The organism is Nannocystis exedens (assembly GCF_002343915.1).
Classification (GTDB): domain Bacteria; phylum Myxococcota_A; class Polyangia; order Nannocystales; family Nannocystaceae; genus Nannocystis; species Nannocystis exedens.
Genome location: NZ_NETK01000001.1, coordinates 6,857,573 through 6,882,598, shown reverse-complemented (window position 1 = coordinate 6,882,598; position 25,026 = coordinate 6,857,573). Strand labels below are relative to the sequence as shown.

Genomic DNA, 25,026 nt, shown 5'->3' with positions numbered 1-25,026 from the left:
GGGCTGCACGCGACGTCCTCGAGCCCCGTCGACATCAGCCCCGGGCTCGACCGCTCTCGACCTCGAGCCCCCGCGACGTCCTCGACCCCGCGCACGCAGCCGACGATCGCCCCGCGCACGACTTCCGTTTCCGACCCACGATCGTCGCGGTCGGCTTCGCGCCGGACACCGACGATGGCCCGCGCAGTCACGCGGCCACCGCTCCCGCAGCGACGACATCCCGGGCATGTGAGCCGCTGCACGGTTCGCGCGGAGCCTCGCGGCCGCGTCGTCGCGGTGCGTGATCGATCGGCCCCACGTGTCCGCACGTCCGCCGCCGCGCTGCGCGTGAGCCCGGCGACGCCTCACCCCTGGCGACCGCCCGCGGCCTTCCGCTATGGTCACCGTCCACTTCCATGTCGACACCTCGCCTGCTGTTCGTCCCGCTCCTCCTCTCTCTCGCCTGCGGCGGCAGCGACCCGGGCGGCAGCACCGGCGGCACCGACGATTCGACCTCGACCGGCCCCGGGACCTCGACCGGCACCACCGACACCCCCGGCCCGACCGGCACCGGCGTCGACCCGACCACCCCGACGTCCTCGACCACCTCGGCCACCACCACCACCACCACCACCACCGGCGACGAGACGACCACGACCACGAGCCCCGTCACCTCGACGACGACCACCACGGGCGGCCCCGACACCACGACGACGACCACCACCGGCGACACCGACACCACCACCGGCGGCCCGATCGACGGCTTCCTCATCGGCGTCCACACGGCCGACGTCTCGCCGAGCGACGCCCACCTCGACCAGAACGTCTACATGGGCGCTTACGGGGCCCCGTTCACCCGCGGCCCGGCCCAGGGCGTGCATGACGCGATCTTCGCCCGCAGCTTCGCCATCGAGGGCGAGGGCGGCGGCGTCATCATGGCGATCGTCGACCTCCCGGGCATGGGCAACCAGAACACCCGCGCGGTGCGGCAAAAGGTCGCCGAGCTCACCGGCCTCGACGAGGGCCAGGTGTTGGTCGGCACCACCCACAGCCACTCGGCGCCCGACCTCATGGGCCTGTGGGGCGGCGTCCCCGACGACTACCGCGACTTCATCAACGACGAGATCGCCCACAGCATGGCCGCCGCGTGGGACGCCCGCGTGCCGGCGACGCTGGCGGTCGCCACCGTCAAGGCGCCGAACAACAACCGCCGCGGCTGGGGCTTCACCGACGACGACATGACGATCCTCGACGCCAAGGACCTCGAGGGCAACCGCCTCGGCACGCTCGTCAACTTCGCCGCCCACCCGGTCATCCTCGGCGAGGACAACAAGGAGATCTCCTGCGACTACGTCGGCTACTCGGTCCAGAAGATCGAGGCGGCCCTCGGCGCGCCCGCCAGCCTGTTCAACGGCACCCTCGGCGACGCCACGCCCAAGGTCCCCGACGGCCAGTACCCCGACGACTTCGCCCGCGCCCAGGCCTACGGCGAGCTCTTGGCCGACATCGCCATCGCCGCCGTCGAGACCGCCGAGCCGGTCGAGGGCACGCTGGTGTGGTCGCACACCGAGTGGGAGCAGGGCGTCGACAACCTGCTGTTCCAGCTCGCCGCCGGGCTGGGGATCCTCCAGTTCGACTTCGAATCGATGGGCCTGTCGCAGGTCGTCACCACCCAGAGCACCTACTTCCGCCTCGGCACCCAGGTCCAGGGCGTGGCCTTCCCCGGCGAGTCGCTGACCCGCAACGGCCTGGCGATCAAGGAGGTCATGAAGACCCCGCACAAGATGATCCTCGGCAACACCGGCGACGCCCTCGGCTACTTCATCCCCAGCGACGAGTGGCAGACCGGCAAGAACGACAACTACGAGGAGACCGTGTCCCTCGGCAAGACCGCCGGCGACACCGCCCGCGACAAGATCAACGCCCTCGTCACCGCCGACAACGCGAACTTCTGAGCGCGGACGCGCCTCGAAAGACATGTCCTCGAGGACATACGGGCGCGGCCGAGCCGCGCAGCACTCCTATCCCATCGGACATGTCCTTTCAGACCTCCTCGCCCCCGCGAGCGCGCGGGCCGACCATGCCCGCGGGCGCTCAGCCCGGCGCCCGCGCGGGCCGGCCCTGGTCGGGCGCGACCAGGCGGAACGTCGCGCGCACCCGATCGACGCGCCCGTCGCTGTCGGCCACGGTGATCGGCAGGGTCCAGTCGCCCGGCGCGGGGAAGCCGAGCTCCAGCGTCCACTGCGTCCCGTCGGCGTTGGTCGGCCAGGCCTCGGGGTAGAACGTTTGGCCGATCGCGCTGGCCGGCGGGACCACGGCGTCGAAGGTCAACATCAGCGGGTAAATCGGCATCTCCGCCGCGGCGGTCTCGTCGACGGCCGCGTCGTCGTCGTCCACCACGAACCCCGGCCCGGTGCGCACGTCGAGGGCGATCCGCGTCCGCCCCGGGGTCGTCGGCCAGGCGAAGTTGCTGCCGGGGAACGGCGAGAACTCGAGCAGGTACAGCCCGTCGTCGGTCTCGAGGGGTCGACCCGCGACGACGAAGTTCACCATGCTGTCCGGCCGGTCCTGGCCCGGCTGCGACTCCGGCGGCGCGCACCCGCCCGCGACCAGCCACGCCACCACTGTCGATCCCATGAGCCCGCCGACGACCTTCGACATACGACCTCCTGACGGCAAGGGTAGAACCCAGCCGGCGCCCGACCACCGCAGGCCTTGCGCGAGCCGGCCCCGCCGCCGGTAGGATTTGCTCGGGCGCCCGGCCGCAGCGGGCGAGCGACCGACATGGTCTTCGAGACATGTCGCCCGCCGCCGTCCCGGGGGCGCTGCGGGCGAACAGGCGACCTGCTCTTCGAGACAGGTCGCCCCGCCCGCCGCGACCGCTGCGGGCGAGCGGCCGACATGTCCATCGGGACACGTCACATGTCCCCCAGGACAGCTCGTTCCGCTCGCCCCGCCGGCGGCCTCAGGTGATGTCGTGCTTCTTCAGCAGCCGCTTGAGCTGGTCGCGGCTGCGCAGCCCGAGCTCGCGCCAGGCCCGGTCGCGCACCCCGCCGACGCGGGCCAGGGCGGCGACGATCTGCTCGCGCGACAGCTCGCGCGGGTCGGTCGAGTCGCTGCTGGCCGGCGCCGGCGCCGGCGTCGTCGGGCGGGCGACGAAGTCGGCGGGCAGGTCGAGCAGCGAGCCCGAGCTGGTGGCGACCGCCCGCCACAGCAGCTCGGTGAGCTCGCGGGTGTGGGCGGTGAAGCGGTGGCGGGCCAGGGCCACGACCAGGCGGGCGCCCAGCGCCGGCTCGCCGTTGACGAAGAATCGCTCGGCCAGCGTGCTGTCGCGCGCCGCGAACCCGCGCAGCAGGTGGCGCGCCACCAGCACCACGTCCTCCGGCCGCTCGCCGAAGCCGGGCACGCGCACGCGGTGGAGGAAGCGGGCCAAGAAGTCGTGCTTGAGCTCGCCGGGCTGGCGGTTGGTGGCGGCCAGGATCCGCACGTCCGTCGCGCGCATCGACGAGTCGCCCAGCCGCTGGTACTCGCCGCTGTCCATCACCCGCAAGAGGCTGGCCTGCAGCGTCTCCGACAGCTCGCCGATCTCGTCGAGGAACAGCGACGAGCGGTCGGCGTCGCCGAACAGCCCCGAGCGGTCGGGCGTCCCGGGGCTCGGGTAGTCCTTGAGGTTGCCGAACAGCTCGGCGTCGCTGAGCCGCTCGGGGATCGTCGCCGCGTTGCGGGCGATCAGCGGCCGCGCCCCGCGGGCCGAGGCGGCGTGGAGCGCCCGCACCACCAGCTCCTTGCCGGCCCCGCTCGGGCCCTCGACCAGCACGTGCCCGTCGCGCTGGGCCAGGAACAGGATCTGCTGCCGCAGGAGCCACGCCGCCGGCGACTCGCCGACCAGCCCGAACCGGTCGGCCGCGCCGAACGGGAACGGGTCGGGCCAGCCCCCGGGCCGCGGCCAGTCGAGCGGCCGCCGCGTCGCCTGCAGCACGAACCGCCCCACCGCCTCGATGGTGTCGCCGGGCACGACCGCGGCCCCGCGGGTCGGCTGGTCGTTGATCCGCAGCTCGCCCTTGCCGATGCCCTCGATCGCCAGCTCGTCGCCCTGCTCGACGGTGATCCGGATCTGCCAGCGCGACACCCGGGCCGACTGGAACGGCCCGCGGTCCTCGCTCGAGAACGGCCGCAGCCGCCGCAGCGTCAGCGGCAGCGAGCCATCCTCGTAGCTCTCGACCGCCCGCCCCAGCGTGAAGCTCATCCCCCGCGCCGTCGGCGGCAACACGACCACCTCGCCGACCCGCTCCGGTTCGTCGTGCGACCACAGCACCACCAGCGCCGGCGCGAACCGCTGCGGCGCCGAAAAGTCGCGGTCGTAGTTGGTCTCCGCCGTCTCCGACAGCGTCGACTCGTGCGGTTGTCGGAGGCCCTGCATGCTCGTCGGCCGACGTTATGCAGTTCGCCCGCGCAATGCCAGAGAGAAGCGTCCTTTCGCGGAATGCGCGCTTCCGCGCGCGGGGCCTGCGGGCCCGTTCGCTGCGGCGCAGGCAATCCCCAACCAGAGCCCGGTTTTCCGCGGACACGTGCTCGCCGGACACGTCATGCCGCGAGCTCGTGGCGCCCCGCGGCAGGCCCGCCGCCGAGGAAACACGTGTCACCGTTTGCGCCTCGCCCCAACCCCACCGCGGACGAACACGCCCCACCCTCGTCGGCCCGAGGCCACCGCAAGCCGACCGAGCCGGCGCGCCGACCTGCGCGCGCCCCGGCGGCCGCGCCCCCTCCGGCGACCTCGACGGCCCGCAGTCGCTCGCGCTTGCCCGGCCCGACGGCGGCACCGCGACCGCCCCATCGGACCGCGCGCCGCAGCGCTGCAGCACGTCGCTGCGCACCTCGACCGCCGCCCCGCGGTGTCGCTTCGAGGACAGGGCCGCCGGCGTGCTGACCACCGAGACGGCACAGTCGGCTCAACCTCGCCGCGCGGCCCGTCGGCTGCGACGGGGGCGGGAACCACCGCCACCGGCGCGTCGATCGCCCGCGCCAGGCCAAAGTCCATGCCCCGCACGCGGCCGTCGTCGCCGACCATCACGTCGTCGGGCTCGAAGCCGCGATCCTCCAGCCTCGCCGCGTGCACCGCCGCCGGCCTCCGACCTGCCTGAAAGAACAGGTCGACGATCGCCTCGAACCCACCCTCGCGCCGGCGCGCCGCCCTCACCTCGGGCGCGTGCTCGATCGCCAGGACCGCCGCCCTCCGCAGGGCGCTCACGGCGGGGCGCGACTGCTTCGCCGGCGCCCTGGATCGCCGCGCCGCCGCCGCCGGCGGGCCGATCTTCATCGACGTCGACCCGCGCGTGTGGCTCGACGCGAACTTCTGTCGCGCCCTGGCCGCGCGGATGAAGCGGCCGATCCCCGCCGGGTAGCGATCGCCCCGCGCCAGCTTCGGCGCGGCCCTCCGCTCGAGGTCGTGCGCGTGGATCCCCCTCATCCCGCTCTGGCCCGGCAGGCGCAGCGACCGGAAGCGGCCGAACTGCTGGATCGCCGCGCCGCCGCCGGGGCCGCCGGGTCCCTCGCCGCCGGATGCGTCGCTCGAGGGTCGAACCGACGGCTCCGCGCCCCGATCGGTCGTGGCCCCGAAGAGCCCGTGGTCCTGGACCGCCGAAGATCGCCGAACCCCGACTCGCCCCGCCCGCCCGCCTCGGGCTGCGCTCGCACGCCCCCGAACGCGCCCGCTCCCGCGGCCCTCGTGGACGCTCGTCCGTGGTCGGGACCGGTCCCTCGAGACATGCGTCTCCCGAGCCGATCTCCTTGCGCCTGTCCTTGGGGACATCCCACACCACGCCGCGCGCGGGCCTGCCCGGATCGAACATGTCGATCGGGACATGTCTGTGGCGCCATGCCGCGCGCCGGACGGCGACCGGCTCGCGCGCCACCGACCGCGGCGCTTCGCCGGTTCTGCCCCCTCCGCCCTGCCCCCTCGCCCGCCGCGGGCGCCCGAGCGCCCCCCGCAGGTCCACGCGGCGGACCCCGGCCCGCCGCCCCGCCATCTGTCTCTTCAGCCATGTCCTCGTCGACATCCGCGGACTCCCCTCTCGAACGCGCGAACGACCCGGAGCGCGGAGGCGCTCCGGGGACCTGGAAGGCCGTCCGGCAGCCGCGGCGCCCGCTCCCTGGCGCGAGCGCGGCGGCCCTGCGGACGGTCGGCGGCGCGAACCATCAGAAGTTCGCGTCGAGCCACACGCACACGTCGACGTCGATGAAGATCGGCCCCCCGCCGTCGCCGTCGTCGTCGTCATCGTCGTCGTCGCCGCCGTCCCAGCGCGCGCCCTCGGTGCAGAACGCCGCGCCGCGGCCGTCGCACTGGCTGCGGCAGGTCGCCGCGCGCTCGGCCAGACAGGCCTGCAGCCCCGCGGCCGAGCGCGCGCGGTCGCCGAGCTCGTGGAGGCACAGCGGCGTCATCGCCTCGGCCGTGCAGTTCGCCAGGCACTGCGGGCCTCGCTGGATCTCGCACTCGTAGTCGCGGTCGACCGCGAGCTGCACCTCGACGCAGATCAGCAGCTCGATCGACTCGTCGCCGCACTCGTCGCCCCGGCAGAACTCGGCCGCGGGGGCCGGCGTGGCCAGCGGGCGGGCCGCGACCGACGAGGCCGTCGCCAGCGGGAGCGCGAACGCGAGGAACGGCGCGGCCATCAAGATCGTACGCATCATGTTCGACAATCCTTTCGCAGCGGCGCCGGTGTGCATTCCGTCGCCGCTCCGAATCGTACGTCGGCGACCCGGACGTGCAACCGCGTTATGTGGAGAGCCTCACGCTTTATCATGGCAGTCACACGATCGACATTCTCAAGACGTCGACGGGCGCCGAACACGGCGCCGCCGGGGGCGTCGATTCGACGCCCCCGGCTCGGCTCCGTCCGCAGCGCCCTGCGGCCGCGACGATCCGCCCCGAAACGCGGGGATGGCCCCCGCTCCGCCGCACGCCCGGGAAGACCCCGAGACCCCCGACCTGTCCGTACTCCCCAGAACGTCAGGTCGCACCGGCCTCGGTGCCTGCCCCGCGGCGAACCCGTCGTCGTATGCCTACGCGGGCCCGTCGCAGCGCGCGGCGGAATCGGGACGATCAACGCCCTTCGCTAGCCATTCTGCTCGATGTCGAGCTTGAGCTCGATGCACTCCTCGATGTTCACGAAAACCGTGGTGTCTTCCCCGTCACCGTCGTCGTGATCGTCGTGATCGTCGTGATCGTCGTGATCGTCGTGATCGTCGTGATCGTCCTTGTCGTCGTGATCGTCCTTGTCGTCGTGATCGTCCTTGTCGTCGTGATCGTCCTTGCACTTGTCCTTGTCGAAGTGCGGGTTCATCGGATTGCAGTGCCCCAGGGCCAACCCGGGGGGATCCCCGTCGTCCCAATCGTCGCCGCGCGCCTTCAGCTCGGAGTCGTCGAGCTCGCAGAACGCGGCGCCGCCGGCCTCGCACTGGCTGCGGCACACGGCCACGCTATCGGCCTGGCAGGCCGCCAGCTGGCGCGGGGTGGCCCGATCGCCCACCTCCGCCAGACACGCCGGGCCGACCGCGTCGAAGGTGCATGCGGCCAGACACGCCGGCCCCTTCCGGATCTCGCAATCTCGCGTCTCGATCTCAATCTTGATTTCGACGCACAACTGGAGTTCGATCTCGATCAGCGTGTCGCCCCCGTCGTCCCCGTCGTCCCCGTCGTCGTCGTCCCGGTCGTCGTCGTCCCGGTCGTCGTCGTCACCGTCGATGAACCCGGTCAGCGGGGCTTCCGTCGCCAGCGGCCGCGCCGCCGTCGCAAACGGCAGCGCGAACGGCAACGCGAACGCACAGGTAGTCGCTAACATCATGGTAAAACGAAGCATCTCTTTGCAGGTCCTCCGGTCGCCGGCCGTCTGCCGGGACGCACGGTCCGAATATTCGTCGACCGGTCGGGGCTGCCACGATACGGTGTGGAGAGGCGCAAGCCGGAGGCGACGCGCGCGCGCCACGAAAGCCCGCAGAACCCCGTCCATTCGCGCAAGAACGGCGTTATCAAGCGGCGCGGCGCGCTCCGGACGGCGGCCCGGCCGCCCGTGCGGGTCTCCACAATCGGTCGCCCGAGAATCGCTGGTGCCGTCAATCGCCTACATCGGCGACGGTGCGGCGCTCCGGCGGGTCTGAACAATCGGCGGCCGGGCCGCCGCGGCTAACTCCGCAGAATCGTTGCGACGAGGCGGCGAGGCGACGACACCGCCGGAGCCGACCGCGCACCCGCGGGCCCGTCCGCGGCGGCCTCCTCGCCGCTTTCCGCTATTTGTCGAGCGAGACGGAGCCTACGTCGAACACCTGGCCCGGCTTCATCTCGACCCCCAGGTCGGAGCCCATCGTGATCCGCCACTTGCCCTCGGACTTGAGGGCGATGCCGTAGGCGCCGAGCGGCACCGCGTCGAACTTCCACTCGCCCTTGTCGTCGGTCTTGCCGGTGAACTTGACCGAGCTGTCGGCGCACGGCGACTTCGTGAACAGCATGCTCGGGCTCGGGCACAGCTCGACCTCGACCCCGGCCACCGGCTGACCGCCGCGCAGCAGCTTGCCCTTGAGCCCGCCCGTCTGCACCGGCCCGGTCGCCGGCAGCTCGGCCGGCCCCGCGCCGGCGACGGCCACGCCGACCACCTCGCCCGACAGCTCCGGCACCGACCCCGACGGCCACTCGACCTTGGCGTCGCCCGGCCCGAGGATCGCCACCCCGATCTCGCCGCCGACCCACACCCGCCCGCCGGCGTCGACCGCCAGCGCCCGCACGCCCTCGGACATGTAGTCCTTCTTCCGCCACACCTTCGTCGCCGTCGGCGTCGAGATCACGAGGTCGAACAGGTTGCGCGCGGCGATCGTGCCACCTGCCCCGAGGGCCAGGTCGCTATAGGAGGGGATGCTGCCGCCGCCGAGCTTGACCGCCGCCGCGTCGACCGGCCCCGGGCCGAGCTTGATCAGCGTCGCCGAGGCCAACGCGTAGACCGTGCCGTCGGCCGCCCGCTCGACGCCCTCCATGAACAGCTGGTCCTTGATCTTGCTCAGGTCGAGGGTGCTCCACGCGCCCTTGTCCTTGACGTGGATCCGGTGCGACGACGCGACCCACACCTTGCCGTCGCGGTCGACGGCGATCCCGTCGATCGTGTCGTCGCCGGCCCCGATCGCCGCCTTCTCCTCGCGCGTCCACGCCTTGCCGTCCCAGTGCGACACCCCGCCGAAGCCCGCGACCCACAGGTCGTCGTCGGCGATCACGAAGAAGTCGTCGATCGTGCCGGTCTCCTGGAAGTCGCCGCGCGCGACCTCCTTGAAGCCGTCGGCGTCGAGCTTCGGCAGCTTGTAGATCGTCTCGAACCCGAGCACCCACAGCGTCCCGTCGTCGGCGACGTGGAGGTTCTTGATGAGCTTGTCGGGCCCGTCCTTGAGCGGCGTGAACTCGCCCTGCTCGAGCCGCACGACCCCCTTCTTGTCGACGGCGAAGAACGCCGGGCCGGGCACTTGCGGCGCCGCCGGCGGCGGCGGGGTCGGCTCGCTCGGCGCCACGACCTCGGTCGTCGGGGGCGCCTCCGCCTTCGCCTCGCCCTTCCCCCCGGCCTTGGCCGGCGGGCTCTCGGGCGCCGGCGGCGGCGCGGCCTTGGCCTCCTGCGCCTCCGGTTTGGCCACGATCGGCGGACTCGTGGTCTCGCCGCAGGCGACCGCGAACGACCCGAACAACAGCGCGAGGGACCGGGGGGCGTGCTTCATCGCGCGCGAGCGTGCCACGAGGGCGCCCGCCGCGAGAAGCCCCGCGCGCCTCGCCCCTCCGGCAGCGCCCTCGCGCGTCGCCTGGCGCCTGAGATGGATCGGCTCCGCGCCGCCGCGTCCCGCGGCAGCATCACCGCCGCCATGGCACCCTCGCCCGCGGATCTGGCAACCATGTCCTGCTCTTCGTCTTCGTCCCCGAGAGCCCGGTGTCCACGCGCAAGGAATCACCGCACTCCCCCCTGGTGCGGTTGTTGCAGCCTCCCCCCCTCACGACCCATGAGACCCCGGTCCAAGCCCCGAGCCACCTCCCTGCTCGTCCTCTGCCTCACCGTCCTCGCCCCTGCCTGCGGCCCCAAGGAGGCCCAGGAGGTGGTGGTGGCTTCCAGGCGCTCCCCCTGCGTCGGCGCCTTTCCGATGCTCTGTCTCAGGTACTCCGAGGACGGCGGCGAGTTCGAGACGACCTACAATTATTTCGAGGGCTTCACCCACCGCTGGGGCGTCGAGACGCGGCTGCGCTATCACGTCGAGCCCGTCGCCGACCCCGGCGCCGACCAGTCGGACGAGCGCTGGATCGCCGACGAGATCGTCAGCGAGGAGCACGACCCGGTCGGCACCCGGTACACCCTCGGATTCTCGAACGACTCGCCGGACAGCGGCTGGTTCGTCCCCTCCGGCGACCGGCTGCTCATGCTCGACACCGAAGTGGACTGCGCCCCGGAGCTGTGCGCCGACGTCCTCCAGCGCATCGCCGACGGCACCCCGTTCTCCGCGACCTTCGAGCTGACCGCCGACGAGGACGTGCCGCTGCGCCTGCTCTCGCTGGCGGACAAGTAGCGCATTTCTGGACATGCCCTTTCGGACATGTACCATCAATGACCTCGGCTCACTTGCGCAGCACGAACGAGTCGTAGAGCACCGCGCCGTCGGCCTGCAGCCCGTCGAACCACGCGAAGAACTTCGGCAGCGTCGCCTTCTGGTCGGGCGTCAGGTAGTCGAAGTTGGAGCCGCGGTCGTTGACCTCCCAGAACTCGGGCGTGTCGAGGTTGGCCAGCTCGACCCACATCGAGCGCAGGCGGCGGGGGTCCTCCATCCGCATGTCCTCGGCGATCCGGCGCGCCAGCGAAGTGGCGCCGTACACCAGGTAGTGGGTGGCCAGCTTGATCTGGGCCTTCCGCACCCCGCGCAGCGTCTTGGCCTTGTCGGCCGACTCGGTCGCGTCGTCGACGGCGAGGAAGATCTTGAGCAGATCGTCGTGACACTCGCTGCTGAGCTGGAACGCCCGCTCGCACAGCGTGCCGATGTCGTGGGCGATCACCTCGGCGACGAACGCCATGTTGCGCTGGAACGCGACCCCCGAGTAGTAGCGCATGCGGTGCGCGATCTCGATGGTGCGGTCGGCCAGCGTCTTGTCGCGGTCGATCACCGTCGGCTTCGAGCGCTTGCCGATCTCGAGCACCGTCTCGCCGAGCTGCCGGTACTGGTGGAGGATGTTGTACGCGGTGCGGATGTCCGACGCGTTGAGGGTCGCGCGCAGGTAGGTGTTGAAGAACTTGATCGTCAGGTCGAGCGCGCGCAGGTCGCCGTAGACCGAGGCGGCCTCGCCGAGGCGGCGGGTGTTGATGGCGATCAGGTAGCAGATGTCCTTGATCTGCGACTGGCCCTCGGTGAACAGCATCTGATACTGGCGCAGGACCTTCCACTCGAGCCAGGTCCGGCGGTGGCGCAGGTCGGTGATCGCCTCCGGCGACAGCGACACGAAGTCGGGGCTCTGGCGGTCCGGGATCTTGAACCACTCGAGCACCATGCCGTTCTTCATCTCGCCGTACTCGACGCAGAACTCGCGCAGCGCGTCGATCGTCGCCGAGACGATGTTCTTGTCCTTCTGCTGCAGCGCGTTGAGGCCGATGTTGGTCAGGTGCTCGACCGCCTCGACCGCGGTGCGCTGGCGCTGCTCGATGCTGATCGACTGGCGGCCGAGCTTGGTCGTGCAGGCGTCGAGGCCGTTGGTCTTGATCCGGCCGATGATCTTGTTCGGGTCGAGGAAGTCGAACACGTACGCGAAGTACGGGAACAGCAGCAGCAGGCTGGTCGTCATCAGCACCATGGAGAACATCACGTCCCAGCGCGGGCCGGCGTAGTCGGCCCCGTCGAGCGAGAAGTTCACCCACACCACGAACAGCGTCGACACCACGAAGAACCCGAGCACCAGCATGTTGGTGCGGGCGCGGAAGAACAGCACCGTGATGTGCGGCGTGAACCGGGTCGCCGCCAGCTGGACGATGATGCTCGAGACGGTCAGCGCGAGCCCGAGGACCGCGGCCATCACCTCGCCGAGGCCGCCGACGGTGTTCTGCGCCTTCTCGAGGTCCTGGTGGATCAGGCCATGGCTCGCCGGCGGATCGGTCAGGCCGACGAGCTCGCGGTGCTCGTGCGCCATCCGCAGGTCGACGCCGACACCCTCGCGCTGGTCGCCCGCTGCGGCCCGCCGCGCGCCTGCGAGGCGATCGCCCTGGCCCACGCGCGCCTCCTGGCCGCCCCGGCGATCCTCGCCGCCCTGGCCCGCAACCCGCGCTGCCCGAGCGCCGCCCTCCACGCGGCGGTCGAGCTCGGCGCCCGCGAGCGCGTGCCCGGCCTGCGCGGCCTGTTGCACGCATTGCTCTCGGGACATGTCCCCCACGACAGGTCCGACGACCACGCCGCGCGCCTGCTGGCGGCCATGCGCTCGCGCGCCGGCGAGGACCTCGCCCCCGCGCCGCCGCTGCCCGCCGACCCGCCCGACCCCGGCGCCGACGACCTGCCGGCGCCGGTCGAGCTCGGGCCCGCGCCCGTCGCGGCCGCGCCCCCGCGACCCGTCGCGGCCCACGCAGCCGGCGTCACCCGCGTCCTCGACCCTGCCACCCCGCTGCCGCTGGCGATGAGCCTGCTCTGGCGCCTGCCTCGCTCCGACCTGCGCCGCGTCGCCGACGCCCGCCGCCTCCCGCGCCCGCTCGTGGCCGCCGCCCGCCGGCGGCTCGGTTTGCCATGACCGCCGCGCCCCCGCGCCGACCCGCGAATCATTCCTCCGCCCGCGCGCGCCTTTGCATCCCACCCCGCGCCGACCCGCCAATCATCCCTCGCCGCCCGCCTCGCCTCGAACCTTTCTTTCGCATCCCGCGCCACGCCGACCCGCGAATCATCCCTCCGCCCGCGCGCGCGCCTCGACCTTCCTTTCGCCTCCACGCTCCTTCCGCCGCGCACGCCGTGACTCGCTCCGCGCCCCTCCATCCTCCCTCCGCCCCCTCATGAATCACCGCATCACCGCGCCAGTTCACCGCGTCCGGAGGCTCACCCGCCCATGAACCGTCTCCGCACCACGCTCGCGCGCTGGGGTGGCGCGCTGCTCCGGCCGCGCACGACCTTCGCCGCGCTCGCGCCCGACGACGGCCCGCGCGACGGCCTCCTGTTCCTCCTCTTGTTCGCCGCCGGCGCGCACCTCCTGGCGATCGGCGACGCCGCGGCCGACTTCGCCGCCATGGCCGGCCTCGCCGCCCTGCCCACCCTGCTGTCGGGCTTCACCGTCCTGATCCCGTGGCTCGTCACCACCCTCGCGGTCGAGGCGATCCTCGGCCCGCTGCGGGCTCACCGGGCCGCCCTGTGCATGTTGCCGATGCTGCTCGTGGTCGTGCTCGCGCGCCTCGCCGCCGGCGTCGGCCACCCGCTACCTGTCCCGAAGTACAGCATCGAGATCGCCGCCGCCGTCCTCGCCGCCGGCCTCGCGGTGTATGTCCGCCCGGCCGTCTGCCTGTCCCCAGAGACAGCTGCCCCCGCGCCCCCGGCCGGCCGCGCCTCGCTCGTCGTCGGCGCCCTCGTCGTGCTGCTGCCGCTGGTCAGCGCCGGGCGCGACGCCGCCGACCTGGCCGCGCACTGGCAGACCCTCGCGCCCGTGGCCGTCGGCGACGCGCTGCCGGAGTTCCACGCCGAGGACCTCGACGGCGGCGACTTCACGACCGCCGACCTGCGCGGCGGGGCCCGGCTGCTGGTGTTCTTCACCAGCTGGTGCGGCGTGTGCAGCGACGAGATGAGCAAGTACGTCGCCGTCCACCGCGAGCTCGGCGAGCGCGGCTTCGAGGTCATCGGCGTCAATTGCGACCGCGAGGGCGACCAGCGGGCCATCGCCGCCCGCTACCGCGACGACAAGCAGCTGCCGTTCCGGATCGTCCTCGACCGCGGCGCGATCGCCCGCGCCTTCCGCCTGTCCGTCTATCCTCACCTGGTGCTGGTCGACGCCCACGGGCGGATCCGCTGGGTCCACCAGGGCCGGGCGCTGGACAGCACCCTGCGCGCCGCGATCACCGCGGCCACCCGCCCCGATCCATGACCCCCTCCGCCCGCCTCGCCCCCTTGCTGCTCGCGTTCGCCTGCGCCCCGACCGGAGGCGAGGACGACGGCCTCGACCGTCACCCCGCGCTCGGGGCTTGCCCCGAGGACATGTCCGCAAAACCATCCGACCCGTTCGCCGACTGCGTCGACGAGTTCTTGCCGATGGGCGGCGGCTGGGGCGAGGAGTCGTTCCCCGACATCGTCCTCGGCCCGCCCGAGGCCGGCGAGAACGGCAACGCCGGCCTCGACGTGCTGTCGCTCGGCTGCGGCGGCCAGATCACCCTCCACTTCGCCGGCGACGGCGTGGTCGACGGGCCGGGCTCCGACCTGCTCGTGTTCGAGAACCCGTTCGTGGTCGGCGACGGCACCTTCGCCGAGCCGGCGCGCGTGCTCGTCAGCGACGACGGCCTCGACTGGCGCGCTTTCGCATGCGACCCGGCCGGCGACGATCTCCTGCGCGGCTGCGCCGGCGTCGCGCTCGTCCGCGCCCGCCCGGGCAACGGCCTCGATCCGACCGACCCCGCCGAGGCCGGCGGCGACGCCTTCGACCTCGCCGAGGTCGGCCTCGCGCGCGCCCACTACGTCCGCCTCATCGACGTCGGCGACGAGTACGATCCGTCCGGCCAGTGGTGTACCGGTCGCAGCGGCGGCTTCGACCTCGACGCCCTGGCCGCCGTCCACGCGCCATGAGCTTCCACCTCTACAACCGTCACGCGCTGGCCCACGTCGGCAAGCGCTTCCCGGGCGCCACCGTCCTCGACCTGACCTCGCGCGGGCCTGCGCCTTGGGTCCGGTTCAGCCCGTTCTACCCGCACGGCGGGATCCCGGTGCCGTTCACCCCGGGGCGCACCGCCGCCTCGGTGGAGGGCGTGTGGCAGGCGCTCAAGGTGTTCGCCACCCAGGACGTCGACCCGAGCAAGCTCGACGTCACGACCATGAAGGGCCTCAAGCGCACGGTGCAGCGCCTCGGCGCCTGCCTCGGCCACCGCGACGGCCTCGGCGGCACGCGCCTGCTGTCCTACGCCGAGGCGCGGCGGCAGATCTACCTGCCCACCTACCGCTGGGTGCTCGCGCACCACCTCGGCCCCGAGCTGCTCGAGCTGCAGCGCCTCGGCGCCGCGGGCCAGGTCGTCCTCCTCGACTACGAGATCAACCCCGACCCCGACGACCTCAGCCGGCCGCTGTCGCACGTCGGCCTCGTCATTCACATGCTGCAAGGGACATGGCCGGAAGAGCATGTCTCTTCGGACCGAGACGCCGAGGCCTGATCTCTCGCGCAGGCGCGCGGCGTGACAGACGCGATCCACCGGCGGGCTCGGGTAAGTGCACGCCGACGGGCGCCCGGGGCCCGCGGCTCCCTGCAGGGTTGAGGTGAGCAACGCCTCTCCCCGCCCGCGTCGCCCGCGCCGGGTACGCGCCTGAGGCCGAGGCCGAGGCCGAGCGATCTGCCGACCCGCCGCAACACCTTGTTCGCCCCGACGACGGTCGCCTCACGGCGACTCCATGACATGTCTCCGAGGACAGCCCGCTGCGATCGTCCTCGTCTTCTCCGGCCACCGGCCCGACCGCGGCGAGTCGCCCCATCGCTCTCGGCATCCCTGCCCGAGGAGTCAGCCGCCGCGAGCCGTCACTGGCCGCGGCCGCGCAGGCGCTCGAGCGCATGGACCAGCGACTCGAACGCGATCCGCTCCGCCTCCGTGCGCGACAGCTCGCCGTCGATCTCGCAGATCGCCGCGCGCTCGTCGAAGCGCAGCCGCAGGTCGTCGCGCAGCGCGTCGTCGCGGACCTGCGCCAGCAGCGTCGCCGCCTGCCGAGCCCAGCGGCTCGGCCCCGTCCCCGCACTCACGGCCTTCACGCCCCCTCTATGCCCGAGCCCTCGCCGCCTCGCCATCACCGAGGCGCGCGCCGTTCCGCGCGGCGCACATTCGCCCCGCGCGGCGCTGCGCATCACATGTCCTTTCGAACATGTGCATGATCGCTCGCCGCGCGCTGCCCCGCGGCCCTTCGATCTACAGCATCATTCACCTGTCCAAAGGAACATATCGCAGTGCGCGCGACGCCGAGCCCGCCGCCGGGTCCGCCGGTCGGAACAAGACTCACGGCTCGACCCGCCCGCCGGGCCGCGCGATTCGAGCCGACCGGGGCGGGCGCCTGCCCGACCCGCCGCCTCGCCTGCGCGGTCCCTGCCGACGGCGACGGCCCGGTCATGTCTGGGGCCGGCGAGGCTCGCCGTGATATCGCAGGCTGAGCGGCTCGCCACCGCCGGATGCGCGAGCTCGCCGGGCGGGATGTCCCGAAAGACAGGTCAAGGCTGCCGCGCTGCGCCGCGGCGCCCGCCCCCGTCGCGTGTCAACCTGTCCCGAAGACCATCCTGCCTCCGCTCACGGCGCCGGCGGGTCGCCCTCGCAGATCCACTTGTGCGGCACCCCGCAGCTCTCGTCGACCCACCGCGTCTGGTTGTTGCCCATTCCGGCGGCGACCAGCGCCAGGCAGTCGGCGCCCGCGTCGCCGCTGCCGTTGTCGTCGGGCTGCTGCGGGCCGAAGCGGCCGTCCCACTTGGGCACCTCGGAGCCGTCGAGCCAGCGCCAGTTGCCCTCCTTGTTGCCGTCGCCGTCCTGGGCTCCGAGGTACCACTGCCCGCTGTCCTGGGCCAGGTAGCTGACCAGCAGGTTGTGCTCGGGCCAATCGATGTCGATCGCCAGATCGAGCCCGCGCAGCTGACAGTCGGCGCGCGCCTCCGACCACGCCCGCGCGCCCTCGCAGAACGCGTAAAGCCGCCCGGCCGCGAGGATGTACGTACACACCCCGCAGGCGATGTTGCTGCGCAGGTCGAACTCGTCGACCCATTGATCGCAGTCGTCGTCGACCACGTTGCAGGTCTCGATCTGGCCGGGGAACACCGCCGCCTCGCCGTCGTCGCAGTCGCCCGCCTGCGGCGAGAAGCCCGGGCCCGCGCACGTCGTCACCGGCTGCCCGGCGTCGCCGAAGCCGTCGCCGTCGCCGTCGACGTACAGCGGCTCCGGCGTCGCGCACGGCTCCCCGGTGGTGTCCGGCTCGCCGGTGGTCGTCGTGGTCGCGTCGGTGGTCGGCCCCGGCCCGGTCGACGTCACCGCCGCCCCGGTCGTCTCCGCGGTCGTGCCGGTGGTCGACGTCGTCGGCGCGAGCGTGGTCGCCGGCGGCGCGCCGGTGGTCGTCGACGTGGATGTCTCTTGGGGCAGGTCGTCGGGCTGGGCCCCGAAGCCGCTGCCGTCGAAGGTGCACGCCAGCGACAGCGCCGCCGCCAGCGCGGTAGCCTGCGCCCGCCGCCGGTCCGCCCCGCCGATCACGGCAGCGGGCCCTCGCAGATGAACTTGAACCCGTTGTCGCACATGTGATCGGCCCACTTGCCGCCCGTGCCGCCGCCGGGATAGCCGACCACGCCGTTGCTGTCGACGAGCAGCATGCAGTCGGCGTCCTCCCAGCCCCACCACTCCTGATCGTTGGGCTCGTTGTTGCCCCACGAGTCGCCTGCCACGTTCGTGCCGTCGGACACCCACTGGAAGGTGTCCTCGGTCATGCGGTCGTTGCCGCCGATCCACCACAGCCCGGTGTTGCCCATCTCCTGCAGCAGGAACGTGCGCTCGTCGCCGCCGTCGTCCTTGGCCAGGTGCAGCCCGTGGGTCACGCAGAACTGCTCGGCCGGCTCCCAATCGAGCTCGTTGCTGCAAAAGTAGTACAGGCTCCCCTCGCGCACCCTGAACTTGCAGTTGCCGCAGCTGTCGCTATTGGTCTCGGCGTCGTACTCGTCGAACACCCCGTCGCAGTCGTTGTCGATCGTGTCGCACATCTCGGTGACGCCGGGGTGCGCGTTGGCCGACATGTCATTGCAATCGGTGTTGTCCGGCACCCACCCCTGCTCGCCCTCGCAGACCAGCATGGGCGTGTTCGGGTCGCCGTAGTAGTCGTTGTCGAAGTCCTTGTAGGCCATCACCAGCGGGCAGCCGGTCGTCTCCGGCGTCGTCGTGCTGGTCATCGGCTGCGTGGTGGTGGTCGTGTCGGGCTCGGTGGTGGTCGTCAGCGTCGGCATCGACGTCAGGTCGCCGCCCGGCCCGGCGGTGCCGTCGGTCATCGACTCCGAGCCCGACACCCCGAGCGTGTCCTCGGTCGTCGACGAGCCCGTCGGTCCGGCGTCGGAGGCCGGCCCCATCTCCGTGGTCGAGCCCGTGGTCGTCGGCCCCGCGCCGGCGCCGGTCTGCGGCGTCTCGCCCAGCCCCGTCGCGTCGAACGTGCAGCCCGCGAGCGCGAGCAAGAAGACCCCGACCCTTCTCATCGCTCCACACTCTAGCTGGAACCGCGTCCGGGGGGGCCGCCTGCACCCGCCGAAGCCTCACGCACGCGGGCGCGAGCGCGCGCCGCGTTTGATACACTCGCCCCATGCGCACGCGCCTCGCCCCCCTGCTCGCAGCCCTGCTCGCTTGCACGCCTGTCACGACCGACGCGCCGCCCAGTCAACCACCGACCTCCGCCCCGCCGAGCCTGCCGGCCACCGCGGCCCCGGCCCCGAATCCGACCCCGGCCCCGGCCCCTCAGCCCGCCCCCGAGACGCTCGAGGAGCGCAACGTCTCCAAGTCCGCGGGCACCGCGGGCGGCGTGACCGTGCTGTGGCCGCGCATCATCCCGCGCGAGATCGTCGACGACAACCGCGGCCTCGCCTCGGCCCTGCAGCAGCAGATGAAGCGCATCGTCGAGAAGCACCTGCCCGGCCGCCCGATCGACTTCCGCCCCGAGCCCGAGCGCGTGTGCCCCAAGGAGGGCTGCGCCGGCGTCTCGGTCGGCCTCCTGCTTTCGCGCCAGAACCAGGGCTGCCTGGTCATCGCCCTGATCTCCCGCCCCGGCGTGTCGCCGACCAAGATCGTCCCGTGGGTCGGCAAGGTGCAGCTCCGCTCCGACACCGTCGGCTTCCGCGAATGGCCCGAGTCGCAGATCACCGTCGACGACTACGTCCCCTGCAACTCGCTCCTCACCACGATGGACGCCCAGGAGCCCGCCATCGCCGCCGCCCTCCAGGCGGCCGCGCAGTAGGACCTGTCCCTCGCGCCAGACGTGTGGCCCTCGCGGCGGCCTGTCCCGTACGCCAGGTCGCCTGTCTCTCGCGACAGGCCGGCCGAGACCGCTCCCCGCCGCGGGCGCTCGCTGCATGAACAATCAGACATGTCTATGAAGACATGCCCCCCTGCGCAGGTCGACGCCCCGGCCCCCACGCGGCGCCCCCACAGGCCGCTCGGGACATGCCCCCGTGTCCCGAGCGCCAGCTCCCGCCGGGCCACCTCCAGCCGCGAGCGCGACCTTGAGCCTCGCGCGCAAGCCGGGCCCTCGCGCGGCTCGCAAGCCACATGTCTCTCGGGACATCTGCCATGTCCCTCGCGCCAGCACCTCGCCCCCCGCCGCTCGGCGACCGCGACCACGCGCGCGTGACGAGACGCTCGTCCTCCGCCGCCGGGACCCGCCACGGCCATCGGGACCGCGTTCCTCGCGACGCCCGCCGCAGCCGCCCGCTCGCTCGCCGCTGAAGCCGGCGCGACAACGTGCCACACTCGCTCGCGCCGGCATGTCGCCCCTCGAGCCCAAGCGCCGCGCGCTCCTGCGCTGGACCGCCGGTTACGCCCGCGCCGACTTCGCCGCCGACCTGCTCGCGGGCGCGACCACGGCGGTGCTGCTGGTGCCGCAGGCGATGGCCTACGCCATGCTCGCCGGTTTGCCGCCGATCGCCGGCCTCTACGCCGCGCTCGCGCCGCCGCTGATCTACGCCGTGCTCGGGACCTCGCGGCGGCTCGCGGTCGGGCCGGTCGCGCTCGACTCGCTGCTCACCGCCGCCGCCCTGGCCCCGCTGGCGGCCGGCGACGTCGCCACCTACGTCGCCGCGGCGTCCGCCCTGGCGATCCTCGCCGGCGCGTTCCAGGCGATCACCGGCGCCCTGCGCCTCGGCTTCGTCGTCAACTTCCTCTCGCTGCCGGTCCTGCGCGGCTTCACCTCGGCCGCGGCGATCCTCATCATCGCCAGTCAGCTCGGCCCCCTGCTCGGGCTCAAGCTGCCAAGCAGCGCCGCCCTGTGGCCGCTGCTGGTCGCCCTCGCCGAGCAGCTGCGCGGCGTCCACGGGCCCACCGTCGCGCTCGGCGTCGGCGCCGTGCTCGCGCTCGTCGCTCTCGGCAAGTTCCGCGGCAAGGCGCTCCTCGTGGTCGTCCTCGCCACCGTCGCCGGCTCCGTGTTCGCCCTCGAGGCCCGCGGCCTGGCCCTGCTCGGCCCCGTGCCCTCGGGCCTGCCGGCGCCCGCGTGGCCCGCGGTCGACCGCGAGCTGCTGCTCGGCCTCGCCCCCGCGGCCGCGCTGATCGCCCTGATCTCGTTCATGGAGGCGTTCTCGTCCGGCCTCGCCGTCGCGCGCCGCGGCGAGGTCGTCGAGCCCGACCAGGAGCTGCTCGCGCTCGGCTTTTCCAACATCGCCGCCGGCCTCGTGCGCGGCTACCCGATCGCCGGCGGCCTGTCGCGCACCGCCGTCAACGCCCAGGCCGGCGCTCGCAGCCCGCTCGCCGGGGTCGTCTCGGCCGCGATCGTCGCCCTCACCCTCGCCCTGTTCGCCCCGCTGCTGGCCACTCTGCCGCGCGCCGTGCTGTCGGCGATCATCGTCGTCGCCGTCGCGCGCCTGGTCGACGTCGCGTTCGTGCGCGAGCTCCGGCGCACCCGCCCGCGCGAGCTCGTGCCGCTGGCGATCACCTTCGTCACCACCCTCGCGCTCGGCGTCGGCCTCGGCCTCGCGTTCGGCGTCGGCGCCTCGCTGCTGCTGTTCGTGCTCCGGACCACGCGCCCGCACACCGCCGTGCTCGGCCGCCTGCCGGGCACCCAGGTCTACCGCAACGTCCTCCGCTTCCCCGACGCCGAGACCGTCCCCGGCGTCGTCATCATCCGCCTCGACGCGCCGCTGTACTTCGCCAACGCGACCTACCTGATCGACGAGATCCGGCGCCGGATCGCCGCCGAGAAGGCGCGCGCCGTGGTCATCGACGCCGGCGGCGTCCACGACATCGACGTGTCCGCGCTGGCCAACCTGCGCGACTTCCTCGGCGAGCTGCGCCGCAACGGCATCGACCTCTACGTCGCCGACCTCAAGGGGCCGGTGCGCGACGTCCTGGCCCGCAGCGGCCTCACCGCCGAGCTCGGCCCCGACCGCTTCAGCTTCACCGCCCACGAGGCCGTCCAGCGCGCCAGCAACGCCCCGACCCCCGCGCCCGACCCCGCGCGACCCAGGCCTGGCCGTGACCCCGCCGGCCCCCGGGGGCCGGGATGGTTTAAAAATCATGTCCTGGGGGACATACGGCTGCTCGCCCCGGCGGCCCGCGAGCCGTGGTCTCGTCACCTGTCCGTCCGGACATCCAGACGCCCGCCGGCAGCTGCACGTCGCCCGTCGGCGCCGAGATGTCGCTTCGGACATGTCATCCGCGGAGGTCGAACCGTCGCGCACAGGCTCGCCGCGCGGGGCCTCGCGCGGCGGCTTGTCGCTCACCTCAAGCCCGGTCGAGCGCGCGGCGGATCGCCGCCTCGACCGGCACGTAGTCGCCGGCGGCCCGCTCGAGCCGGAACGGCTCGCGCGGCATCAGTGGCGGCTGGGCCAGGAATCGCGGCCGCGTCCCGCGGTGCGGCTGGGCCGCGTGGACGAGGAACGGATGGCACAAGTACACCGTCCCGGCGGTCCCGACGGCCAGCGCCTCGGGCAGGTGCGCCGAGTGGCCGAAGTCGTCGGCCACGAGCTCGCGCAGGGTCAGCCCCGCCTCGCCGGCCGGCGCCAGCCGGCGCGCGATCGCCAGGTGCGAGCCGACGCGGATCCGCGTCGGCGCATCGTCGTCGCCGACGTCCGAGAACAGGAACAACATCAGCAGCGCGCGCCCCTTCGAGACCACGTTGGCGCGCCATTCCATGAAGTCCGGCGTGTCGAAGCCGAAGCTGACGTCGACGTGCCAGCCGGCGTCACCGGGATCGGCGGGCGACGGGAAGCGCACCGGGAACGTGCCGAGCGTCGTCCGCGGCCACCAGCGCTCGCGCCCGACCAGCTTGTCGAAGGCGTCGTGGAGCACCGCGGTGTTGGCCGCGGCGACGAACGGCGGCTGGCCGAACTGATCGAGCCGGATCACCGGCCGCGTCCAGGTCGCCGGGTCGTCAGGATCGCAGCCGGTGGCGCGCCAGAGGATCGCGCGGGCCTCATCGGCCACCTCGCGCGGGAAGGCGTGATCGATGCGGACGAAGCCGTCGCGGATGAAATTCTCGATGTCCGCGTCGCCGAGCGCGCGGGGGCAATTGTCGTGGGCAGTCATGAAAAAATTCTCCGATCGCGCCGGCCCGCAGCGCCACGCGCGTGCGGAGGCCGGCAGTTCAGCCGTGGGCGGGGTGCGCCCGGTTCGAAGCGACGAGCCTCAAACGACTTGGAAGAAGGCCGAAGCGATCGTGAACATCATCATGCCGCGCTCACCGTAGCCGAACCGCCCCGGCGCTGCAAGCCGGCCGCGTCGATCGCGTGACATGACCGGATGAACATGTCCCATAAAACATGAATCATCCGCACGCGCCGCGACGCCCGCACCGGCTCTGCCCGCTCGGTCCGACCGCCGCCCGCGCGTCGCCACGAGCGGGACCGCCGACTCGGTCGCGCCCGTCGTGCGAGCCGTCGATGCAGCAGACGACGGACACCCGTCGAGCGCCCCGTCTGCCGGCGATGTTGCAGCCGAACGCGAGGAGACGAGAGGGACGTCGCGGCGAGTGATCCTGCCGACCGAGGACGCGTCGTGTGACCCCGTTCGCAGGCCGTCTCCCTCGCCTGAAACCGCGGCGCGCAGCCGCTGCGCGGGCCGTTCGGCGGCCCGCGAAGCGCGCTTCAGCGCCCGCCGCGCAGTTCGGGACGAGCTCGCGCAAAAGGCCGCCTGGAGCCCATCAGCAGGGCTTCCGCAGGCCGATCGCATGGTCCGCACCAGATAAGGCGACTCGCCTATACGAGCCCTACCTCCGCGCGATGACCATGGCCTTCGACAGCGACACCCTCAACTCGATCTACACCTCCACGCAGGGCTTCTGTCACCGTTGCCGCCGCAAGCTCGCGTTCTCGCGGTTCGGCTGCGGCGACGGCCGCGGCGCCTGGGACATCGACGCCGTCAGCCCGCACCCCAAGGTCCTCGCCTTGCTGCCGGGCTGCCTGCGCTGCGTGCAGAAGCCGACCCCGCGGCGCCTGCCGAAGTCCGCGCCGGCTCCTGCCGTCCGCGACGACGCGCCGACCGCAGCGGCCGAGGACGCGCCGGATCAGCCGGAAGCGCCCGCCGAGCCGCCGATCAGCGACACCGCCCTCGTCGGCGGGGCCGCCGGCGCCGTCCTCGGCGGCCTGTGGGGCGCGGTCCTCGGCGGGCTAATCGCCATCGGCCTCACGCTGTGGGGCTGAGGCTTGCGACATGTCTTGAAGGACATTGATGAGACCAGCGCCGGCGACCCGCGCCAGCTGGGGCGCCGCGAGCTCGCGCGGGTCATTCCTCACCCCACCGCACGCGGCCGCGCCTTCAGCCCGGCAACAGCTCGAACGGGTAGCTGACCTGTACCGAGCCGCCGGTCGGGGCCGGGAACTTCCACGACTGCACCGCCGAGGCGATGCAGCCCTCGACCTTCGCGTCGGCCAGCGTCGAGCCCTGCTGGATCTCGCTGCTGTTGACCTCGCCGCTCGGCGCGATCTCGAAGTCCACCGTCAGCTTGCCGGCCAGCGTCGGCTTGCGCGCCAGGCCCTCGTTGTAGCAGGCGCGGATCTCCTGGAGGTGCGCCTTCACGACCTCGCGGATCTCGTCCTTGTCGAGCGATCCGCCGCCGGCCTGGGCCGGGGCGGCCGCCGTCACGATCGCGGTGAGTAGCATCGCCGGGTACCATTTACGCATATCGTCGCTTCCTCCGTTCGCCCCGTCACACGGGAGCGGGACGACGAGGTTCCCGGGGCCCGCGATCTTTCTCGCGATTTTTCTTATTAGAAAGAGAGAAGACCGACCCGATCGCGGCGTGCCTCCGCGAGCTTGCCGGGGGACCGACCTCCATGAAGAGAAGGTCGCCCTCGTGGCCGTGGCGTCCGCGCTCTCGAAGCCGGCCAACCGGCGCGGGTCGTTTTCGCGCAGGCGCCTCCATCGCCTCGTGGTGCCCGTTCTCATGCTTTCTGGCGTCGATCGGGAACCTGCGGGGGGGCCGCCCGTGACACCCTCGCGTGACCGCCCTCGCCTCGCGGGACCCCGAAGCCGTGCCGCCCCGACCACCACCCGACGAGCTCGACGAGCTGACCTTGGCCCGCGCCCAGCGGGGCGACGCGCGGGCGCGGAGGGACCTCGTGGTCCGCTATCAACGCCCCGTGTTCGCGCTGCTGTCGCGCATGCTGCACGGGCGGGCCGCGGCGCCGCTGGTCGAGGACCTGGCCCAAGAGACATTCTTGCGAGTGTTCCGCGCCCTGGAAGGGTTCGACCGTCGCGGGCCCGCGCGGCTGTCGACGTGGATCCTGACGATCGCCGGTCGGCTGGCGATCGACGAGCTGCGGCGGCGAAGGCTTGAGGTCGCGCCGATCGATCCGGCTGCCGAGCCCGCGGGTCCGGCCGCGGCCGACGCCGACGCCGAGCGCGTGCGCCTGGCGGCCGCGCTGCAGCACGCGATCGACGACCTGTCCCCCGAGTTCCGCGCCGCCTTCTTGCTGCGCGAGTACCACGAGCTCGAGTACGCCGAGATCGCCGACAACCTGCAGATCGATCTCGGCACCGTGAAGTCCCGACTGTCTCGCGCCCGCGCCGCCCTGCGCCGCGCCTTGGAGGAGGTGTACCGTGCATGACGAACCCCGCACCGACGCCGAGCGCCGCGCGCTCGCGGCGTTCACCGCCGCCGAGCCGCCCGCCGACTTCGCCGACCGCGTGCTCG

Annotated in this window: 20 protein-coding genes and 1 pseudogene; 10 read left to right on the top strand and 11 right to left on the bottom strand. The window is 72.8% G+C overall.

Annotated features, from left to right (window positions below):
* Window positions 1-395 precede the first annotated feature (395 nt).
* Window positions 396-1,934: a neutral/alkaline non-lysosomal ceramidase N-terminal domain-containing protein gene (locus NAEX_RS27070; RefSeq protein ID WP_096330373.1), complete on the top strand. Its 1,539-nt coding sequence runs from the start codon at window positions 396-398 to the stop codon at window positions 1,932-1,934.
* Between the two features lie 139 nt (window positions 1,935-2,073).
* Here NAEX_RS27070 and NAEX_RS27065 read toward each other — a convergent pair whose 3' ends face one another.
* The 5 genes from NAEX_RS27065 to NAEX_RS27040 form a co-directional block, all read right to left on the bottom strand.
* Window positions 2,074-2,640, bottom strand: a complete 567-nt coding sequence (locus NAEX_RS27065) for a hypothetical protein (RefSeq protein WP_096330372.1) — start codon at window positions 2,638-2,640, stop codon at window positions 2,074-2,076.
* A 304-nt stretch (window positions 2,641-2,944) separates the two neighbouring features.
* Window positions 2,945-4,399, bottom strand: a complete 1,455-nt coding sequence (locus NAEX_RS27060; protein WP_096330371.1) for a sigma-54-dependent transcriptional regulator — start codon at window positions 4,397-4,399, stop codon at window positions 2,945-2,947.
* 1,775 nt (window positions 4,400-6,174) lie between these two features.
* Window positions 6,175-6,666 carry a hypothetical protein gene (locus NAEX_RS27050; protein ID WP_100792816.1) on the bottom strand — a complete coding sequence of 164 codons (492 nt, stop codon included), beginning with the start codon at window positions 6,664-6,666 and terminating at the stop codon, window positions 6,175-6,177.
* Window positions 6,667-7,091: 425 nt separating this feature from the next.
* A complete protein-coding gene (locus NAEX_RS52255) occupies window positions 7,092-7,835 on the bottom strand; it encodes a hypothetical protein (RefSeq protein ID WP_177325887.1) in 744 nt (247 codons plus the stop codon).
* Window positions 7,836-8,262: 427 nt separating this feature from the next.
* Window positions 8,263-9,723 carry a ligand-binding sensor domain-containing protein gene (locus NAEX_RS27040; protein WP_096330368.1) on the bottom strand — a complete coding sequence of 487 codons (1,461 nt, stop codon included), beginning with the start codon at window positions 9,721-9,723 and terminating at the stop codon, window positions 8,263-8,265.
* A 93-nt stretch (window positions 9,724-9,816) separates the two neighbouring features.
* Here NAEX_RS27040 and NAEX_RS27035 point away from each other — a divergent pair, with 93 nt between their 5' ends.
* Window positions 9,817-10,557, top strand: a complete 741-nt coding sequence (locus NAEX_RS27035; RefSeq protein WP_096330367.1) for a DUF4377 domain-containing protein — start codon at window positions 9,817-9,819, stop codon at window positions 10,555-10,557.
* Window positions 10,558-10,606: 49 nt separating this feature from the next.
* On the opposite strand, the gene NAEX_RS27030 is transcribed toward NAEX_RS27035, so the two are convergent.
* Window positions 10,607-12,160 carry a DUF2254 family protein gene (locus tag NAEX_RS27030; RefSeq protein ID WP_170136037.1) on the bottom strand — a complete coding sequence of 518 codons (1,554 nt, stop codon included), beginning with the start codon at window positions 12,158-12,160 and terminating at the stop codon, window positions 10,607-10,609.
* Here NAEX_RS27030 and NAEX_RS50760 point away from each other — a divergent pair.
* The 4 genes from NAEX_RS50760 (at window position 12,146) to NAEX_RS27010 (ending at window position 15,350) form a co-directional block, all read left to right on the top strand.
* The gene (locus NAEX_RS50760) at window positions 12,146-12,748 is read left to right on the top strand and encodes a hypothetical protein (RefSeq protein WP_170136036.1); all 603 of its coding nucleotides are present in this window, start codon (window positions 12,146-12,148) and stop codon (window positions 12,746-12,748) included. The two genes, NAEX_RS27030 and NAEX_RS50760, sit on opposite strands and share 15 nt — an antisense overlap.
* Window positions 12,749-13,057: 309 nt before the next feature.
* Window positions 13,058-14,080, top strand: coding sequence for a TlpA family protein disulfide reductase (locus NAEX_RS27020; protein ID WP_096330364.1), 1,023 nt, complete (start codon window positions 13,058-13,060; stop codon window positions 14,078-14,080).
* Entirely contained in the window at window positions 14,077-14,772 is a 696-nt protein-coding gene (locus tag NAEX_RS27015) for a cell surface protein (RefSeq protein WP_177325886.1), read from the top strand. The genes NAEX_RS27020 and NAEX_RS27015 overlap by 4 nt, the downstream gene beginning before the upstream one ends.
* A complete protein-coding gene (locus NAEX_RS27010; protein WP_096330363.1) occupies window positions 14,769-15,350 on the top strand; it encodes a DUF6939 family protein in 582 nt (193 codons plus the stop codon). Before NAEX_RS27015 ends, NAEX_RS27010 begins: the two co-directional genes overlap by 4 nt.
* 359 nt (window positions 15,351-15,709) lie before the next feature.
* Here NAEX_RS27010 and NAEX_RS27005 read toward each other — a convergent pair whose 3' ends face one another.
* From NAEX_RS27005 to NAEX_RS26995, 3 genes are all read right to left on the bottom strand, one after another.
* Entirely contained in the window at window positions 15,710-15,937 is a 228-nt protein-coding gene (locus tag NAEX_RS27005; RefSeq protein ID WP_096330362.1) for a hypothetical protein, read from the bottom strand.
* Window positions 15,938-16,463: 526 nt separating this feature from the next.
* Window positions 16,464-17,408, bottom strand: coding sequence for a lectin-like protein (locus NAEX_RS50755; RefSeq protein WP_170136035.1), 945 nt, complete (start codon window positions 17,406-17,408; stop codon window positions 16,464-16,466).
* Window positions 17,405-18,391: a MopE-related protein gene (locus NAEX_RS26995; protein ID WP_143140324.1), complete on the bottom strand. Its 987-nt coding sequence runs from the start codon at window positions 18,389-18,391 to the stop codon at window positions 17,405-17,407. Before NAEX_RS26995 ends, NAEX_RS50755 begins: the two co-directional genes overlap by 4 nt.
* Window positions 18,392-18,495: 104 nt before the next feature.
* Between NAEX_RS26995 and NAEX_RS26990 the strand changes: the two genes are divergently transcribed.
* Together NAEX_RS26990 and NAEX_RS53130 are read left to right on the top strand one after the other, a co-directional pair.
* The gene (locus tag NAEX_RS26990) at window positions 18,496-19,143 is read left to right on the top strand and encodes a hypothetical protein (protein ID WP_096330360.1); all 648 of its coding nucleotides are present in this window, start codon (window positions 18,496-18,498) and stop codon (window positions 19,141-19,143) included.
* Between the two features lie 526 nt (window positions 19,144-19,669).
* A pseudogene (locus NAEX_RS53130) lies at window positions 19,670-21,295 on the top strand (SulP family inorganic anion transporter); the annotation flags it as partial.
* 322 nt (window positions 21,296-21,617) lie between these two features.
* On the opposite strand, the gene NAEX_RS54635 reads toward NAEX_RS53130, so the two are convergent.
* Entirely contained in the window at window positions 21,618-22,421 is an 804-nt protein-coding gene (locus NAEX_RS54635) for a phytanoyl-CoA dioxygenase family protein (protein WP_096330358.1), read from the bottom strand.
* A gap of 692 nt (window positions 22,422-23,113) precedes the next feature.
* Between NAEX_RS54635 and NAEX_RS26975 the strand changes: the two genes are divergently transcribed.
* Window positions 23,114-23,533: a hypothetical protein gene (locus tag NAEX_RS26975; protein ID WP_096330357.1), complete on the top strand. Its 420-nt coding sequence runs from the start codon at window positions 23,114-23,116 to the stop codon at window positions 23,531-23,533.
* A gap of 115 nt (window positions 23,534-23,648) precedes the next feature.
* On the opposite strand, the gene NAEX_RS50745 is transcribed toward NAEX_RS26975, so the two are convergent.
* Window positions 23,649-23,993, bottom strand: a complete 345-nt coding sequence (locus tag NAEX_RS50745; protein ID WP_096330356.1) for an AgmX/PglI C-terminal domain-containing protein — start codon at window positions 23,991-23,993, stop codon at window positions 23,649-23,651.
* A 338-nt stretch (window positions 23,994-24,331) separates the two neighbouring features.
* On the opposite strand from NAEX_RS50745, the gene NAEX_RS26965 reads away from it, so the two are divergent.
* Window positions 24,332-24,940 (top strand): RNA polymerase sigma factor, encoded by a 609-nt coding sequence (locus tag NAEX_RS26965; protein ID WP_096330355.1) that lies wholly within the window; start codon window positions 24,332-24,334, stop codon window positions 24,938-24,940.
* Window positions 24,941-25,026: the final 86 nt, after the last annotated feature.

Excerpts from the sequence above, each read along its gene's own strand:
- NAEX_RS27070 (WP_096330373.1), top strand. The coding sequence starts at position 396 with ATGTCGACACCTCGCCTGCTGTTCGTCCCGCTCCTCCTCTCTCTCGCC.
- NAEX_RS27065 (WP_096330372.1), bottom strand. The coding sequence starts at position 2,640 with ATGTCGAAGGTCGTCGGCGGGCTCATGGGATCGACAGTGGTGGCGTGG.
- NAEX_RS27060 (WP_096330371.1), bottom strand. The coding sequence starts at position 4,399 with ATGCAGGGCCTCCGACAACCGCACGAGTCGACGCTGTCGGAGACGGCG.
- NAEX_RS27050 (WP_100792816.1), bottom strand. The coding sequence starts at position 6,666 with ATGATGCGTACGATCTTGATGGCCGCGCCGTTCCTCGCGTTCGCGCTC.
- NAEX_RS52255 (WP_177325887.1), bottom strand. The coding sequence starts at position 7,835 with ATGCTTCGTTTTACCATGATGTTAGCGACTACCTGTGCGTTCGCGTTG.
- NAEX_RS27040 (WP_096330368.1), bottom strand. The coding sequence starts at position 9,723 with ATGAAGCACGCCCCCCGGTCCCTCGCGCTGTTGTTCGGGTCGTTCGCG.
- NAEX_RS27035 (WP_096330367.1), top strand. The coding sequence starts at position 9,817 with ATGGATCGGCTCCGCGCCGCCGCGTCCCGCGGCAGCATCACCGCCGCC.
- NAEX_RS27030 (WP_170136037.1), bottom strand. The coding sequence starts at position 12,160 with ATGGCGCACGAGCACCGCGAGCTCGTCGGCCTGACCGATCCGCCGGCG.
- NAEX_RS27020 (WP_096330364.1), top strand. The coding sequence starts at position 13,058 with ATGAACCGTCTCCGCACCACGCTCGCGCGCTGGGGTGGCGCGCTGCTC.
- NAEX_RS27015 (WP_177325886.1), top strand. The coding sequence starts at position 14,077 with ATGACCCCCTCCGCCCGCCTCGCCCCCTTGCTGCTCGCGTTCGCCTGC.
- NAEX_RS27010 (WP_096330363.1), top strand. The coding sequence starts at position 14,769 with ATGAGCTTCCACCTCTACAACCGTCACGCGCTGGCCCACGTCGGCAAG.
- NAEX_RS26995 (WP_143140324.1), bottom strand. The coding sequence starts at position 18,391 with ATGAGAAGGGTCGGGGTCTTCTTGCTCGCGCTCGCGGGCTGCACGTTC.
- NAEX_RS26990 (WP_096330360.1), top strand. The coding sequence starts at position 18,496 with ATGCGCACGCGCCTCGCCCCCCTGCTCGCAGCCCTGCTCGCTTGCACG.
- NAEX_RS54635 (WP_096330358.1), bottom strand. The coding sequence starts at position 22,421 with ATGACTGCCCACGACAATTGCCCCCGCGCGCTCGGCGACGCGGACATC.
- NAEX_RS26975 (WP_096330357.1), top strand. The coding sequence starts at position 23,114 with ATGACCATGGCCTTCGACAGCGACACCCTCAACTCGATCTACACCTCC.
- NAEX_RS50745 (WP_096330356.1), bottom strand. The coding sequence starts at position 23,993 with ATGCTACTCACCGCGATCGTGACGGCGGCCGCCCCGGCCCAGGCCGGC.